Source organism: Alloyangia pacifica, assembly GCF_003111685.1.
Taxonomy (GTDB): domain Bacteria; phylum Pseudomonadota; class Alphaproteobacteria; order Rhodobacterales; family Rhodobacteraceae; genus Salipiger; species Salipiger pacificus_A.
Genome location: NZ_CP022190.1, coordinates 1,243,500 through 1,257,473 on the forward strand (window position 1 = coordinate 1,243,500; position 13,974 = coordinate 1,257,473).

Sequence of the window (13,974 nt, forward strand, 5' to 3'; positions counted from 1 at the left end):
GCAAAAATTCGCAGGGCTTGGCGCCAAGGCGACAGGCCCCTTCCTGCGCCTCGCCGACTTCACTTGCCCTGAAATGCTGCGCGACGCCACGAACGGCAAGTTCAGGGAAGCTGCGCCGCGGCTATGGTCAACTTGGCGAATGTCCGCAGTGGGCCGGGAGCGACGGCCGGCGCGGCTCGCCAGGTGTTCGCCTCGCTGCGCAGCGATCGACCCCTCCGAGCCCCTTTTGCGTCATTCGAGAAAGTTCGAGCCGGGTGTTGGCTTCGCATGCGCAGCATTTCTCAGCGAGAAAGGCCGTGGCCGCGACGAGGGCTCCAACCACACGTAACCTTCAGCAATCCCTGGGTCTCGCCCAACATTGCATCTCCATTGCGGACGGCGAGACCCGCAGAGCAAAAGCGTGCGCCATGCGATCGTGACGCCACCGCTCACACAAGTGCCGAGACCGAGAGCATCATTCACGCTCGCAAGGTTCGAGCAGGCCATCCCGGTCCGGTAGCCATGCAGCACAGCCGCGAGCCTGCTCGGAGACTTTCCAGAACCCTTAGTCCATCAGCGACTGCGTAATCGAGGCAGCAACAGGTGGCTACGCGGCTGCGCTGAGATGTTCCAAGAGGATCATTGTACCGATCGTGAACAGGGCAACCCCTCCAAGGGTCTCTGCGATCCGACCGAAGCGGCCACCGACGTAGCGGCCGGCTATTGGGCCGGCCGAACTCATCAGCATAGTTGTCGCGCCAATCGCAGTGGCGATGACCAAGATGTTCACCTGCAAGAAGGCAAGAGAGACCCCAACTGCCATAGCATCGATCGAGGTGCCGATTGCTGTGATGACCGTAGCCCAGAGTGAGGTGGCGCGAGGTTCATCCTCGGCACGTGTCCAGGCCTGAAGCGTCATGTGACTACCCACCCCTGCGAGCAATGCAAATGCGATCCAATGATCGACCTCGGCGACATACTGTGAGGCCGCGACGCCGGCCAGCCACCCCAGCAAAGGGGTGATGGCCTCGATCACGCCGAAGATCGGTAAGCGCTGTCTCCGCCCCATGGGGGATCAGGTTGACTTGCTGAAGTTCCAGGGAAGGAGCTCATCGATCCTGGAGTTCGGGTGGCCAGCTGCGATCGCCTCCAGGGTCGCTTTGAGATAAGCGAATGGCTCCACGCCGTTGATCTTCGCGGTCGCGATCAGGGAGGCGATGCGGGCCCAGGTGCGGCCGCCCTCGTCGTGGCCGGCGAAGAGCGCATTCTTTCGCGTCAGGGCAATCGGACGGATCAAGTTCTCGATTGATTTGGAGTCCATCTCGACACGGCCATCGTGGAGGAAGGTCTGCAGACCGCCCCACTGGCGGTGGATGTAGGTCAGCTTCTCGCCAAGGCGCGACTTCGCTGAGACGCGCAGGCGCTGTGCCTGCAGCCAGTCGCCGAACTCGTCAACGAGGGGTGCACTCCGGGCTCGGCGGGCAGACAGGCGCTGGCCGGGGCCCATGCCGCGGATCTCAGCCTCGATGCGGTGGAGTTCGGCGATGCGGCGCAGGCCATCAGCGGCGATTTCCGAGCCGTCGCGGTCGAAGATTTCTTTCAGCTTGCGGCGAGCGTGTGCCCAGCAGTTGGCAACCGTGATCGGTGCGCCACCCTTTCGGGACGGGCGCGTCAGGCGATCGTAACCAGTGTAGCCGTCGAGCTGGAGGATGCCGTCGAAGCCCAGCAGGATCTGCTCGGCATGCGCGCCGGCGCGGCTGGGATGGTAGGTGAAGACGACACCGGGCGGGTCATCGCCGCCCCATCCGCGGTCGTCGCGGGCAAGCGCCCAGAGGTAGCCGGTCTTGGTCAGGCCACGGCCCGGGTCGAGCACCGGGGCGGTGGTCTCTTCCATGAAGAGCTTGGTCGATCCCTTCAGGTGCTCGGTCAGTCGATCGACCACGGGGCCGAGGTGGAAGGCCGCAGTGCCGGCCCAGTCCGCCAGGGTGCTGCGACCGCCTGGGTGAGCTCATCCGAGCAGGTACGGCAGGCATACTTCGGCCGGATGTCGACCAGCACACGAAGCTGCGCCGGGATGATGTCGAGGCGCTCGGTGCGGTCCTCGCCAAACCGATGCATGCGGCCGCAGCCGCAAGGGCAATCGAGGTTGGCTGGCTCAATCACACGCTCGATGCGTGGCAAGCCCGCAGGCAGATGGCCGAGGTTGAGCTGCCGTGACCGGCGCGGCGTCGTGGTGGACGGCGCGGCCTGCTCCTTGCGGGTCTCGACCTCGGCGACGGCGGTTTCCAAGTCCTCAAAGGCCAGCTGCCGGTCATCATCGCTCAGCTTCTCGGACCGCTTGCCATGCACGACATGGTTCAGCTCGGCAATGAGATGCTCCAGCCGCCGGTTGGCGTCCTTCAGCGCGTCGTTCTCCTGCAAGAGAGCCAGCACAGCGGCGCGCTGGCTCTCGGGGATCGCGGACAGGTCGATAGGCGGGGCGCTGGACATGGCTGGATGATACTGCGCCTGAGAGGCCGATGTCCGGCTATTCAGCGCGGTGAGTCACTCTGCCACAGCCGGACGGCGGACCTCCAGTGACCGCACCCGGCGCCAGTCCAGGCCGGCGAACATGGCCTCGAACTGTGTTCTATTCAACGTCATCGCCCCGTCGCGGACCGCCGGCCAGGTGAAGCTGCTTTCCTCAAGCCGCTTGTAAGCCATGACCAAACCGCTGCCGTCCCAGAACAAAATCTTCAACCTGTCGGCGCGCTTCGAGCGGAACACGAAGACCGTCCCGGTGAATGGGTCCTCGGCCAGCGTCGACTGGACCAAGGCTGCAAGACCGTCATGGCCTTTCCGGAAGTCCACCGGCTTCGTCGCCACCAGAATCCGAACGCCCTGCGAGGGCATCAACATGGATGGGCCTCGAGCGCGTGGACGATCTCGGCGATCCGGGACACAGGCACATCCTGCGCGAGCTCGATGACGACCGAACCCCGGACAATCCTGATCGGTGCCTCGGCGCAGGGCAGTTCGGGCTCAGAGGCAGCCGCGATCTCATCGGGGATGACAAGAGGCGCGAAAACCGGCTCGTCGATCTCGAGCGCAGGCAACACGAGCTTGCCTTCCTTTGCGAGCCGTCGCCACGCCGTCAGCTGGCTCGGCATGATCTCATAGCGCGCAGCGACACCCGACACCGTCGCCCCGGGCTCCAGCGTCTCGGCTACCGCCTGCGCCTTCACGTGTTCCGGCCAGCGCCTCTGACCGGAGGCGAAGACTTCAACAACAAGCGCTGTGAGAAACGAATTCTTTGCGAACATTGCGAAACGCACTCCTTCTCTTCGGATGCGTATGAACTCGCAACGATGCCTATCGTCGGCAATGTGGGGCGCAGACAGCGTTTACGAAGATCGCCCCAGTGCGCAAGGTCATCGAGAGGCCGGGCCGGTCCTCTGTCGTGCCTTTCCCGACGGAGGCGTCGAATGCGTCAATCGACATCGAGATGGCAAGCACTCCAATGGAAAGTGGAGACATGGATGGTTTCCTTGGGGCTGTGCCGGGCGACGTATGGACTCCGCCCGCAGAGCCACTTCGCCACGGTCTTGCAAAACCCGTTGCGTCGGACACGCCACGCGGCTTTTCCGCGAGTATGTTGACGTGCCCCCGCCGCGAAAGCGGTCGCTACTCCCTGATGCCTTCGCATATGGGGTGCCTCCGCATAAATGTCAAATACAAACAGTATCTTAAAGTGCGCCTCATTCGCAGACGCGCGCCAATACTAAGCCAGAATGCTGGGCGACATATCATCGGAGTTGGATCAGTTCCGCATGTCCGCGTAGTCCGCAAAAATGTGAGTTTGCCCGTGCCTTGGCTTCGCAAACGCGGCGAATGGCAGGTCTTGGGAAGCGAAACGCCTGTCAATTCCGAGCTCTTCGCCTGAGCGAAGCGCTTACCGGGAGGGCATGCTGCAATACACCCGCTCCCGGCAAGCTGGTTTCTGACCAAAGTTCCGGCGGGTTTCGGTTGCTACAGAAACCTTCTGCCAAGACATGGGGTCCGGCCTTCAAGGCGAGGTCGGGCGATCCGCAGACGTCAGTCTATCGGCATCATCAGATGGGCATAGGGTGTCCCTGGCCACATGACCCAAGGCTGACCTGAGTCCTCGGGAACCTCCGTCGGGTAGCTGTCGAGCAGCGGCTTGGCACCCGAGCCGAGAAGCATCACCTGAGGCCCGGTGACGACCCAGTTGTTGTCTGCCGCCTCGCTCTCGGCATAGGGATCTGTGTTGCTTGCGCCCTCGTCCCCGAGCAGCATGTAAACGAAGCCGAGCGTATCCGGCGGACCTTCATTCATCATCCAGGCTTGCAGAAAGCTCATCGCCCCTCCGTCGGCACACATCGGATTGGTGCCGGGGTACATGCAGGTCCAGCCGTTGGTGCCTTCTCGAAGCACCTGCATTTCGCCGCTTTCGGTGGGGCTCAGCAGGGTTGAATTCGCGAGAACCGCGGCTGGCGCGACGCCATCGAGCCGGTCCATCAAGCTTCCAACGGTGACTTCGGTGGTCTGACCCAGAGCTGAAGATGCGAGCAGAGCGAAGGCTCCTGCGGTCGCGTAGAGTTTCGGGCAAGTCATGGTAGCGTCCTCCTCCTCAGGTTCACGCTATCGCCGCCCGGGCCTCGACCGCGCGACGGCGGTAGTGCCGCCATCATACGCCTATCCACTTGGGGAGACAAAACATTCGTCGTTGCGGCTCTGCATTGAAGGAGGCGCAATGGATTGCTCGCTATGGTTGCGTGTCTCCGATGCCTCGCCAGCGTGATGCCGACGTAGGCGGGCATCAGAGATGCGGGTTCCGAAAGGGACCAAAGTCGCACGCCTCATGCGTGGAGTGATAAGCGGGAATCTTGGAGAACTTTGCGTGCCGCTGCTCGACGCGGAGCTTTTCAGGCCGACGCGGCGAGCTTTATTGCGGCGGCCCGTGGCTTACGCGTAGGCGCCCGCGGAATAGGTCAACTCATAGCTGTGGCTGTAAAGTTCGAAGATGTTCCCGAAGGGGTCTTCGACGTAAACCATGCGATAGGGTTTCTCGCCCGGAAAGTATTCGCGCACGGGCATTCTCTGCTTGCCGCCTGCGGCGATGATCTTCTCGAGAAGTCCTTCGAGATCGGGGTCTTGAATCGCGAAGTGGAAGGTTCCGTGGCGGCGGAAGGCGAAGTTGTCTTCCGGGGCATGGTTTCCCGCGAACTCGAAAAGTTCGATGCCGATGCCGTCCGCTGTCGAGAGATGCGCGATCCGAATGTGCTTCCAGCCGGGGCCGAAGACATCTGTACACATCACGCCGATCGCGCTGTCGTCCTCGACGATTTCGCTTGGTTGCATGAGCACGTAAAAGCCCATCACTTCTGAATAAAATTTTACGGCCGCGTCGAGGTCCGGGACGGAAAGGCCGATGTGAGAAAAGCTGCGGGGCGTCGCGGTCATGTCGATCTCCTGTCATTTAAGGTTGCGGGAGATGTAGACAGTCAGCCTCAGCATATGAAATTATCATATTTGATAATTGTCCAAACAATACGTTATGAAGAGATGCTCAACGCCACGTGGATCGAGACCTTCACCGTCCTCGCCGAAGAGGGGCATTTCACCCGCGCTGCGGGGCGGCTGAACATGACTCAGCCCGGCGTGTCGCAGCATTTGCGCAAGCTCGAGCAGCAACTCGGGCAGGCGTTGATCGCGCAGGATGGCAAGAGTTTCACACTGACCCCGGCAGGAGAGACGGTTCGCGATCTGGGCCTGTCACGGCGTGCCGAGGAACGGGCGTTGCGCGAAGCCATCACACGCGATGATCCGAATGTGGGAGAACTTCGGATCGCCTGCTCGGGAAGCTTTGCGATGCTCTTCTATCCGCGCGCCATTGAGATGATGCGCGATGCCCCCGGACTCGCGATCCATGTCGAGGCGGCGCCGCAGTCCCGGATTCTGTCGGGCGTGCTTGACGGGCGCTTCGACCTTGGCGTGATCGGCGAGGACCCTCGCCACCCACGCATCGAGGCGCAACACGTAGGGCGCGAGGAACTGTGCCTCGTGCTGCCCAAGGCTGTTGGCGGGCAGGTGGACTTCGAGCAGCTTGAAGCGCTGGGTCTCGTCGCTCATCCAGATGTCTATCGCTACGCCGACGAGCTGTTTCCCCCGAACTTTCCTGGGCCCTTCGCCGGTGCCGACAGGCTGAGGGTGCGAAGCTACGTCAACCAGATCGGCCAGATACCGGCCCCCGTCGCCGAAGGCGTGGGCTACACCCTACTGCCGCGCAGCGGAGTCGCTGCATATCCACTTGCCGACCGCGTGGCTGTCGCGCGGTTGCCCACGCCACAATACCAGCAGTTGTGGTCCATATTCCGGCGCGGTCGCACCACAAGTGCGCGCCTTAAACGGATCCGGGGGCTCATCGAGAACCTCGCGGCCACGCTGGACTGAGCCGCGAGACGATGGTCGGCGAAAGGTAAGGAGCAGCCGACGGATCGGGGGGCTGCTCCACATGACGAAGGAAGGGCGTGTCTCCCTCCCAATCCATAGGATTCCAAAAGTCCTATAAAACAGCCCGCGCAATACGAAGCATCTGAAGCAGTTCGTATTCCGAGTCTTTCAACTCGACGATCTGGCCGTTCAGAACCGAATAATTGCTACCGGTATCCAGCTGCGGCAGACGATAGAGATCGATCATTTCACGTTGTGTCAGGGCTGCTGTGGGTGCGATGCGGGGACCGTCAGAGAGGTCTCTCACCTGTGCCAGCTGGTTCACCAAGAGCAACGACCGGTAGTCGTCGTCATCAAGGAGCACTGGCATGCCGTCGATCAGAGCATACCGCCGACCATTCGGAGCGGGATCGAGATCGAAGAGGGTCGCGATCTGGTCCGACTGAAGCAACAGATATTCGGGATCCGGCTCGACATCGAAATCGGAGTCGAGCCAGTCATTTCGACGCTCGAGCCAAAGATCATCGTACCGATCTTCGTCGTAGGATGCCCAGTCGTTGTAGGTTACGCCATTCTTGGCCAAGCCGGGCGGCACACAGGGCGGGTCTTTCTTGGCAAGGCCCGGGGGGCAATTGCGGTATGTGATCAGCTCATCTTCGGGAATGCCTGACACAAGCATCTTCGGCGTCGCCAACGCCAGCGCCGTCGCACCCAGAATACGCGTCATATCACGCCCATCGGGTGCCGGCGTCGAGACGAGGCGGCGAACGGCGCTTTCGCGCTCCGCTTCGGAAAAGCCGCGACGGGCCTTTGCGCCATTGCCATTGCCATTGCCAGCGGCCTCCTGCGCGACTTCCTGGCCTTTTGCCTTGGCCTTCGCGCCACCTGCGTGTTCGGGCTTGCCGTTGCCGTTGCCGTTGCCAGCCTGAGCATCTCCTTTGCCCGGCTTCGCGGAGCCATTGCCCGAGTGGCTGTTACCCTTCCCGGGATTGCCCTTCCCGCCGTTGCCGTGCCCCTTTTTGATCAGCTTATTGCCGTTGCTGCCGTTCCCGTTCCCGTTGCCATTGTTGCCTTTGGCAAGCCAGAGGTGCTGCGCGCCGACTGTCTCAGCGAAGCCGCGCTCGGCGTGGATAGGGGCCGCAGTCAGGGATGTAGAGGACAGTGCAAGCGCCAAGGCGCTGCCGATTAGTAATCTACTCATGTCAAACGCCTTTCCTTTGGGCATTTAACGCGACAAGTGGACAAGCCGTTCCTTGCAGTCGGTTGCCATCGGAATCGAGAGGCCCTTTCGCCTCAAGGTTCTTGACGACGCGCGACGCATGAGCCATCGGCAGCAAAGATTCGGGCCCCTTCAACCTTCTCATGAAAACCTATCGGCGCGCCGGTATCACCATCGGACTGCGGGGAGCCAGTTTCAGACCTTTAGGCAAAGGGGCAACAAGCGCAGAAGCGCGGCGTGCTTGATCCGATGACGGGCGTCAGGTGATCCTCTTGCGCCGCGGCTCAGGCCGGCCTCCAACATTCTCGTCAACTGGGGCGCTGTTGCACAAATCAGATGATTACCGCAGTTCCCCTTTCCCCGGACACACTTATCCCAGGGCCACGGTGACCGGGATGCCGAGGGCAGTGAAGCGGTTCATCACCGCCGCACGGAGCTGAACTTCGGCAACCTGGCGGTCGAAGTCGCGGGACATCAGCTTCTGTCCGAGTAGCTTTACGCAGTTCATTTTCGTCTCCACCCTGCTACGTCGGTGGTAGCCGCTCCAGTTCCGCCACAGCGCCCGGCCAAGATGCTTTGACGTCCGCAGTATCTCGTTGCGCGCTCGGGCTCCTGCCGTGTCCGGCTTCCAGGGTCTCGCGTTGCGGCGGGGCGGAATGATTGCTGCCGCACCGCGGTCAGCGATGGCGTCGTGGCAGGCGCGCGTGTCGTAGGCACCGTCTGCTGTAACGGTGGCGATCTCCTGATCCGGGGGCAGCTGGGCAAGCAGGTCCGGCAGCATCGGCGCGTCGCCGACATTGCTGGAGGTGACCTCGACCGCCCGGATCTCCAGCGTTTCCTCATCGATCCCGAGGTGGAGCTTGCGCCAGACCCTTCGTTTCGAGCCGCCATGCTTGCGCGTGTGCCACTCGCCTTCGCCTTCCACCTTGATGCCGGTGCTGTCCACGAGCAGATGCAGCGGCCCCTTGGAACCGCGATACGGGATCGTCACGCTCAAAGTCTTCTGGCGACGTGACAGAGTGCTGAAGTCCGGCACGGACCAGCCGAGCCCGGACAGTTCGAGCAGGCTCGCCACGAAACCGGTCGCTTGGCGGAGCGGCAGCCCGAGGAGTGTCTTGAGGGTGAGGCAGGCCTGGATCGCAGCGTCGCTATAGGCCTGCTGACGGCCGCGACGCCCCGACGGAATGGCTTCCCAATGCATCGAGGGATCGAACCAAACGGTCAGTGATCCGCGCTGCCTCAGCGCCTGATTGTAGCTTTGCCAGTTGGTGGTCTTGTAGGTCGTCTTCGGAGGTCTGCTCATACCTTCCGGCTACTACATTGGATTCACGAGGTGAATCCCTCGCCCCTTTGTGCAACAACGCCTTTCTAGACCTCCACCCGCGATAGAGAGTCAACCAATTGATTTTGCGAAAAAAATAAATTTTCTTGAAGCCTTGAAAGCGCCCTAGGCGGCTCCTTTCGGGGTCAAGCCTGCTGCCTGAACGAAAAACTATGCGAAGTGACCGCTGAGGCAGCGGACCCTTTCGCAGAAAAGCCAAGCGATGGAACGAGGCGAAAAGCCCCCAAAATGCCGTTACGGCAGCGATCCGCGGCGCTCCTGGTCATACCGGAACACACAACCAATGGATGACTTAAAATCCATAACTCTATCTATACGTGTTTTCGGCAGTCATGATCCTCGCGTGAACCGAAGCCTAGGGCTCAAAGAACTGTGTAATATGAACCAACGGAACTAAAGGATCTCTGATCCGCGTTTAGCTTGCGGTCAAATCCAGCCCCTTTACCCGCGACGCGGCAAGCCTGTCCTCGTCCCAATCGATCCCGAGACCGGGGCTGTCGCTCGGGTAGGCCCGACGGTTCTCCATCCGCATCGGCGCCTTGGTCAGTTCATCAAGCTGCGGGATGTATTCCAGCCACGGCGCATTCGGGATCGCGCAGACGAGGCTTACGTGCAGTTCCATCAGGAAGTGCGGACAGACCGGCACATTGTGCGCCTCCGCCATGTGGGCGACCTTCATCCAGGGGGTGATCCCTCCGATGCGCGCGACGTCCACTTGCACGATGCTTGCCGCGTTTCCGACGAGGTAGTCCTTGAACTGGCTCAGAGAATACATGCTCTCGCCAACGGCGACCGGCACCGAGGTTCGCGCCGACAGGACCGCGTGAGAGGCCACGTCGTCGGCCGGCATCGGCTCTTCGAACCAGGCGATGGCGAGCGGCTCGAGCACCTTCGCGCGCCGGGTCGCCTCGGCGAGATTGAAGGACTGGTTGGCATCCACCATGATCTCGAACGCGGGCCCCACGGCCTCGCGGACCGCTGTGAGCCGCTCCCGGTCCTCGCTCAGGTGCGGGCGCCCGATCTTGACCTTGCTGCCCGCGAACCCGGCGGCCTGCGCCGAAAGCGCATCGGCGACAAGATCGTCCGTCTCGATGTGCAGCCAGCCGCCTTCGGTCGTGTACATCGGAACGCTGTCTTTCGCCCCTCCCAGCATGCGCCAAAGCGGCAGCCCCGCCCGCTTGCAGCGCAGGTCCCAGAGCGCCGTGTCCACGGCTGCCAGCGCGAGCGAGGTGATCGCCCCGACGCTGGTTGCATGGCTGGAAAACAGCAGGTCGCGCCAGATGCGCTGGATCGCCTCGGCCTCCTGCCCGATCAGCCGGGGAACCAGTGTCTCGCGCAGAAGCGACATAATGGCAGGACCGCCCTGCCCGATCGTGTAGGAATAGCCAAGCCCGCTTGCGCCTTCGGCATCCGTGATCCGCACGAAGGGCGTTTCCTGGCTCACGAAGCTCTGGATCGCGTCCGTGCGCTTCACCTTCGGAAGCAGGTTCACCATGAATATCTCGACGCGCTCGATCTTGGCCATCAGTCCCTCTGGCTTGCGGGTCGGACGTTGGGATGTTGCAATTCTTTGGCGCGGCGGGTCAAGATAATGCCGGAGCGACTTCTCAACACTCTAAATGCTGCATCTGGCCGCTATTGATCTCCAGCGACTCAAGGTCCGACCGTTCATTTCCGAGCGAATAGCATCGTTCGAGTGCCTTCGTTAGCTGAGTGCCCGTGCTCGGCACTATTTGGACCAGCTAGGCGCGAGAGCGGCGAGGGTGAAGATGAAGACAGCCATGCTCGGCTGCGCCGTTGCGCCAAAGCGAAGGCAGCTGGCCCAGTCAGCAGGGTGAATCCGAAGCAAGTCAACTTCTTAGCTGCTGTAGAAACCACGGAGTGCTGCGCGACCGGCAGCAAGGCGCAGGTAGCGGACATGGCGATGCGGCGATCACTATTCTCCCTTCATGACGTGACCGGCCCATAGCTGACCCTGACCCTCGGCCAGGACGCCCCACCGCAGTGTCACAGAAGCGGCCATTCCTCCTGGCCGCAGCATTTCCCACGACCCGAGGTCGGCAGTGCAGGACTTTCCGGTCGTTCGGCGGCCAACCAATGCAACTGCAGCATGACAATGGAGGCGCGCGCAGATGCAGCAAGCTGGGTTCTGCGTCGCGGCGAAGATCATGGAAGCGGTCGTTGAAGGCTGCGTCAAACCAGGGAATTTAATGCCACCTTTCGCTGCGCGTCGTCGCAGCGCCGCCGATGCGGACTATCCGGACACTCTTGATACGCCCTGTCGCAGCGAACTGACTTATTTTCCGGACAGGCGTTCAGCAGCGGTCCCATAGTTGCCAAGCTGATACACCGCGATGCCCTCAGCACCGAAGGTGAACCCCTCGAACGGCTCAGTCTCTCGCGCTTCGACCCAGTCGATAGGACCGACACCCGTAGTGACGTGCGGGTTGAACTTCTCGCCCGACTGCTCGGCAACGAAGCTATCAACATAGGTGAAGAGCTGGGGATCGAAGGGGGCTCCTGATGGGTCCGGTACAAACGCCTCTTCACCGACCGCTGGCTTGCGAAAAGGCTCAATCGCTTCAATGACTTCATCCTGAATCGCGTGCAGATCCTGCGATGGCTCGATGACGATCCCCTGCAGGCCGATTTCTCCCGCGGGAACATGGTAAAGGCCGGTCGCCTCCATCGTGAGTGCGTCGATGTCAAATTGGCCGCCGACTTTTGCAACCGCCGCGAGGATGGCGTCCATGTCATCACGCAAGACGAAGGTTTGCAGCAGGGTAATGTGTGGAGCATGAGCCGCGTCAAGCTCGAAGCCCTGCGGCAGTTCGGCCCGCAGTCGCGAGTTCCACTCTTCAGCCTTTTCCATCATGGCCTGGTCAGGCTCGATCAAGACGTCGATCGCGATGATCTCTGACTGTGCGATGGCGGACAAAGGGGCAATGGCAAATGCAATAATGTATTTCATCATGACAATGTACTCTCCCATTAAGCAATGTCGTCGCTGGAAAGGTGGAGCCAATCATACCGATCTCAGTGAGATCGCGCGACATCATTCCGCCCACCTTGATCAGTGTTCAAATGTCGCAAAAGGGCTCGAAGCCCACGTCGGCACTTTGATCGTCGCACGTCCGGTCTCAGCTGGCGAACGGCGTTCGCCGTTCGCCTAAGGTATCAAATGTCGACCGACTCCGCGATGCTCAGAGCATCCTCAAGTTCAACGCCCAGGTACCGGACCGTACTGTCCACCTTGGTGTGACCGAGCAGGAGCTGGACCGCGCGAAGATTGCCTGTTTTGCGGTAGATTTGTGCAGCCTTGGTGCGCCTCAACGAGTGCGTGCCGTAGCCGCTCGGCTCGAGACCGATCGCCCTCACCCACTCTCGGACGAGTCGCGCGTATTGTCGCGTCGAAATGTGCGGGCTGGCATGAAACCGGCTCGGGAACAGGAAGGCGCAGCCGATCATCTCCGGCCGCTTCACCCACGCCGAGATCGAAGCTCGGGTGTTTTCCGTGACTTCGAACTGCACGGGGCGCCGCGTCTTGCTCTGGATGACCGATACGCGTTCGCGGACACGATCGCCGACAACGAGCTCGGCGCCCTCAGACCGACGAGGTCGCAGCCCCGCAACTTGCTGTCGATGGCGAGATTGAACAGAGCTAGATCGCGAAGGTTGTCCGCGAGTTCGAGGCGCGCACGGATCGCCCAGACCTGTTTCGGCAGCAGAGGCCGTTTCTGGCCAACGAGCCTGCCACGGTTCCAGGGGCGTCGCTTCGGTTTGATGGCGGGGAGCTGGATTTTGGACATGAGACTTTCTGCATCCGTCCCTCCCGGCCCAGGCGTCGACATCGCGTGACCCTGCGATACTAAGCGATGTCGCGAATGACCGGTGAAGAAGATTGGCTCCGGGGCGCCGCCGACGCGCTGCCGCAAGGCCCCACCGAGCCCAAATTCGACATTCGAGCTTGACGAAGCCGGAACCGTAGTTCGGCGCTGTTGCACAAATCAGATGATTACCGCAGTTCCCCTTTCCCCGGACACACTTATCCCAGGGCCACGGTGACCGGGATGCCGAGGGCAGTGAAGCGGTTCATCACCGCCGCACGGAGCTGAACTTCGGCAACCTGGCGGTCGAAGTCGCGGGACATCAGCTTCTGTCCGAGTAGCTTTACGCAGTTCATTTTCGTCTCCACCCTGCTACGTCGGTGGTAGCCGCTCCAGTTCCGCCACAGCGCCCGGCCAAGATGCTTTGACGTCCGCAGTATCTCGTTGCGCGCTCGGGCTCCTGCCGTGTCCGGCGTCCAGGGTCTCGCGTTGCGGCGGGGCGGAATGATTGCTGCCGCACCGCGGTCAGCGATGGCGTCGTGGCAGGCGCGCGTGTCGTAGGCACCGTCTGCTGTAACGGTGGCGATCTCCTGATCCGGGGGCAGCTGGGCAAGCAGGTCCGGCAGCATCGGCGCGTCGCCGACATTGCTGGAGGTGACCTCGACCGCCCGGATCTCCAGCGTTTCCTCATCGATCCCGAGGTGGAGCTTGCGCCAGACCCTTCGTTTCGAGCCGCCATGCTTGCGCGTGTGCCACTCGCCTTCGCCTTCCACCTTGATGCCGGTGCTGTCCACGAGCAGATGCAGCGGCCCCTTGGAACCGCGATACGGGATTGTCACGCTCAAAGTCTTCTGGCGACGTGACAGAGTGCTGAAGTCCGGCACGGACCAGCCGAGCCCGGACAGTTCGAGCAGGCTCGCCACGAAACCGGTCGCTTGGCGGAGCGGCAGCCCGAGGAGTGTCTTGAGGGTGAGGCAGGCCTGGATCGCAGCGTCGCTATAGGCCTGCTGACGGCCGCGACGCGCCGACGGAATGGCTTCCCAATGCATCGAGGGATCGAACCAAACGGTCAGTGATCCGCGCTGCCTCAGCGCCTGATTGTAGCTTTGCCAGTTGGTGGTCTTGTAGGTCGTCTTCGGAGGTCTGCTCATACC

At 61.8% G+C, this 13,974-nt stretch carries 11 protein-coding genes and 2 pseudogenes; 1 reads left to right on the forward strand and 12 read right to left on the reverse strand.

Going from position 1 to position 13,974, the window contains the following annotated elements; all coding sequences use genetic code 11:
* Positions 1-586: 586 nt before the first annotated feature.
* The 6 genes and pseudogenes from CEW88_RS18725 to CEW88_RS18750 all read right to left on the reverse strand — a co-directional run bounded on the left by CEW88_RS18725 (position 587) and on the right by CEW88_RS18750 (position 5,442).
* A complete protein-coding gene (locus CEW88_RS18725) occupies positions 587-1,015 on the reverse strand; it encodes a manganese efflux pump MntP (RefSeq protein ID WP_254694487.1) in 429 nt (142 codons plus the stop codon).
* 39 nt (positions 1,016-1,054) lie between these two features.
* Positions 1,055-2,469, reverse strand: a pseudogene (gene tnpC / locus CEW88_RS25325) (IS66 family transposase).
* A gap of 54 nt (positions 2,470-2,523) precedes the next feature.
* Entirely contained in the window at positions 2,524-2,877 is a 354-nt protein-coding gene (gene tnpB / locus CEW88_RS18735; protein WP_108969649.1) for an IS66 family insertion sequence element accessory protein TnpB, read from the reverse strand.
* Positions 2,871-3,281: a transposase gene (locus CEW88_RS18740; RefSeq protein WP_108969651.1), complete on the reverse strand. Its 411-nt coding sequence runs from the start codon at positions 3,279-3,281 to the stop codon at positions 2,871-2,873. Before CEW88_RS18740 ends, tnpB begins: the two co-directional genes overlap by 7 nt.
* Positions 3,282-4,053: 772 nt before the next feature.
* The gene (locus CEW88_RS18745; protein WP_108969653.1) at positions 4,054-4,593 is read right to left on the reverse strand and encodes a hypothetical protein; all 540 of its coding nucleotides are present in this window, start codon (positions 4,591-4,593) and stop codon (positions 4,054-4,056) included.
* 351 nt (positions 4,594-4,944) lie between these two features.
* Positions 4,945-5,442 (reverse strand): lactoylglutathione lyase family protein, encoded by a 498-nt coding sequence (locus CEW88_RS18750; RefSeq protein ID WP_108969655.1) that lies wholly within the window; start codon positions 5,440-5,442, stop codon positions 4,945-4,947.
* Between the two features lie 102 nt (positions 5,443-5,544).
* On the opposite strand from CEW88_RS18750, the gene CEW88_RS18755 reads away from it, so the two are divergent.
* On the forward strand, positions 5,545-6,432 hold the full coding sequence (locus tag CEW88_RS18755; RefSeq protein ID WP_108969657.1) for a LysR family transcriptional regulator: 888 nt from the start codon (positions 5,545-5,547) through the stop codon (positions 6,430-6,432).
* Positions 6,433-6,544: 112 nt separating this feature from the next.
* Here the strand turns inward: CEW88_RS18755 and CEW88_RS18760 are convergent, their stop codons facing one another.
* The 6 genes and pseudogenes from CEW88_RS18760 to CEW88_RS18785 form a co-directional block, all read right to left on the reverse strand.
* Positions 6,545-7,633: a hypothetical protein gene (locus CEW88_RS18760; RefSeq protein ID WP_108969658.1), complete on the reverse strand. Its 1,089-nt coding sequence runs from the start codon at positions 7,631-7,633 to the stop codon at positions 6,545-6,547.
* A 388-nt stretch (positions 7,634-8,021) separates the two neighbouring features.
* A complete protein-coding gene (locus tag CEW88_RS18765; RefSeq protein ID WP_108969660.1) occupies positions 8,022-8,954 on the reverse strand; it encodes an IS5 family transposase in 933 nt (310 codons plus the stop codon).
* Between the two features lie 454 nt (positions 8,955-9,408).
* Positions 9,409-10,518 (reverse strand): mandelate racemase/muconate lactonizing enzyme family protein, encoded by a 1,110-nt coding sequence (locus tag CEW88_RS18770; protein WP_108969662.1) that lies wholly within the window; start codon positions 10,516-10,518, stop codon positions 9,409-9,411.
* A 771-nt stretch (positions 10,519-11,289) separates the two neighbouring features.
* Positions 11,290-11,967 (reverse strand): 2'-5' RNA ligase family protein, encoded by a 678-nt coding sequence (locus CEW88_RS18775; protein ID WP_159099669.1) that lies wholly within the window; start codon positions 11,965-11,967, stop codon positions 11,290-11,292.
* A gap of 203 nt (positions 11,968-12,170) precedes the next feature.
* Positions 12,171-12,802 (reverse strand): annotated as a pseudogene (locus CEW88_RS18780) (tyrosine-type recombinase/integrase).
* Between the two features lie 236 nt (positions 12,803-13,038).
* Positions 13,039-13,971, reverse strand: coding sequence for an IS5 family transposase (locus CEW88_RS18785; protein ID WP_108969665.1), 933 nt, complete (start codon positions 13,969-13,971; stop codon positions 13,039-13,041).
* Between the last annotated feature and the right edge of the window lie 3 nt (positions 13,972-13,974).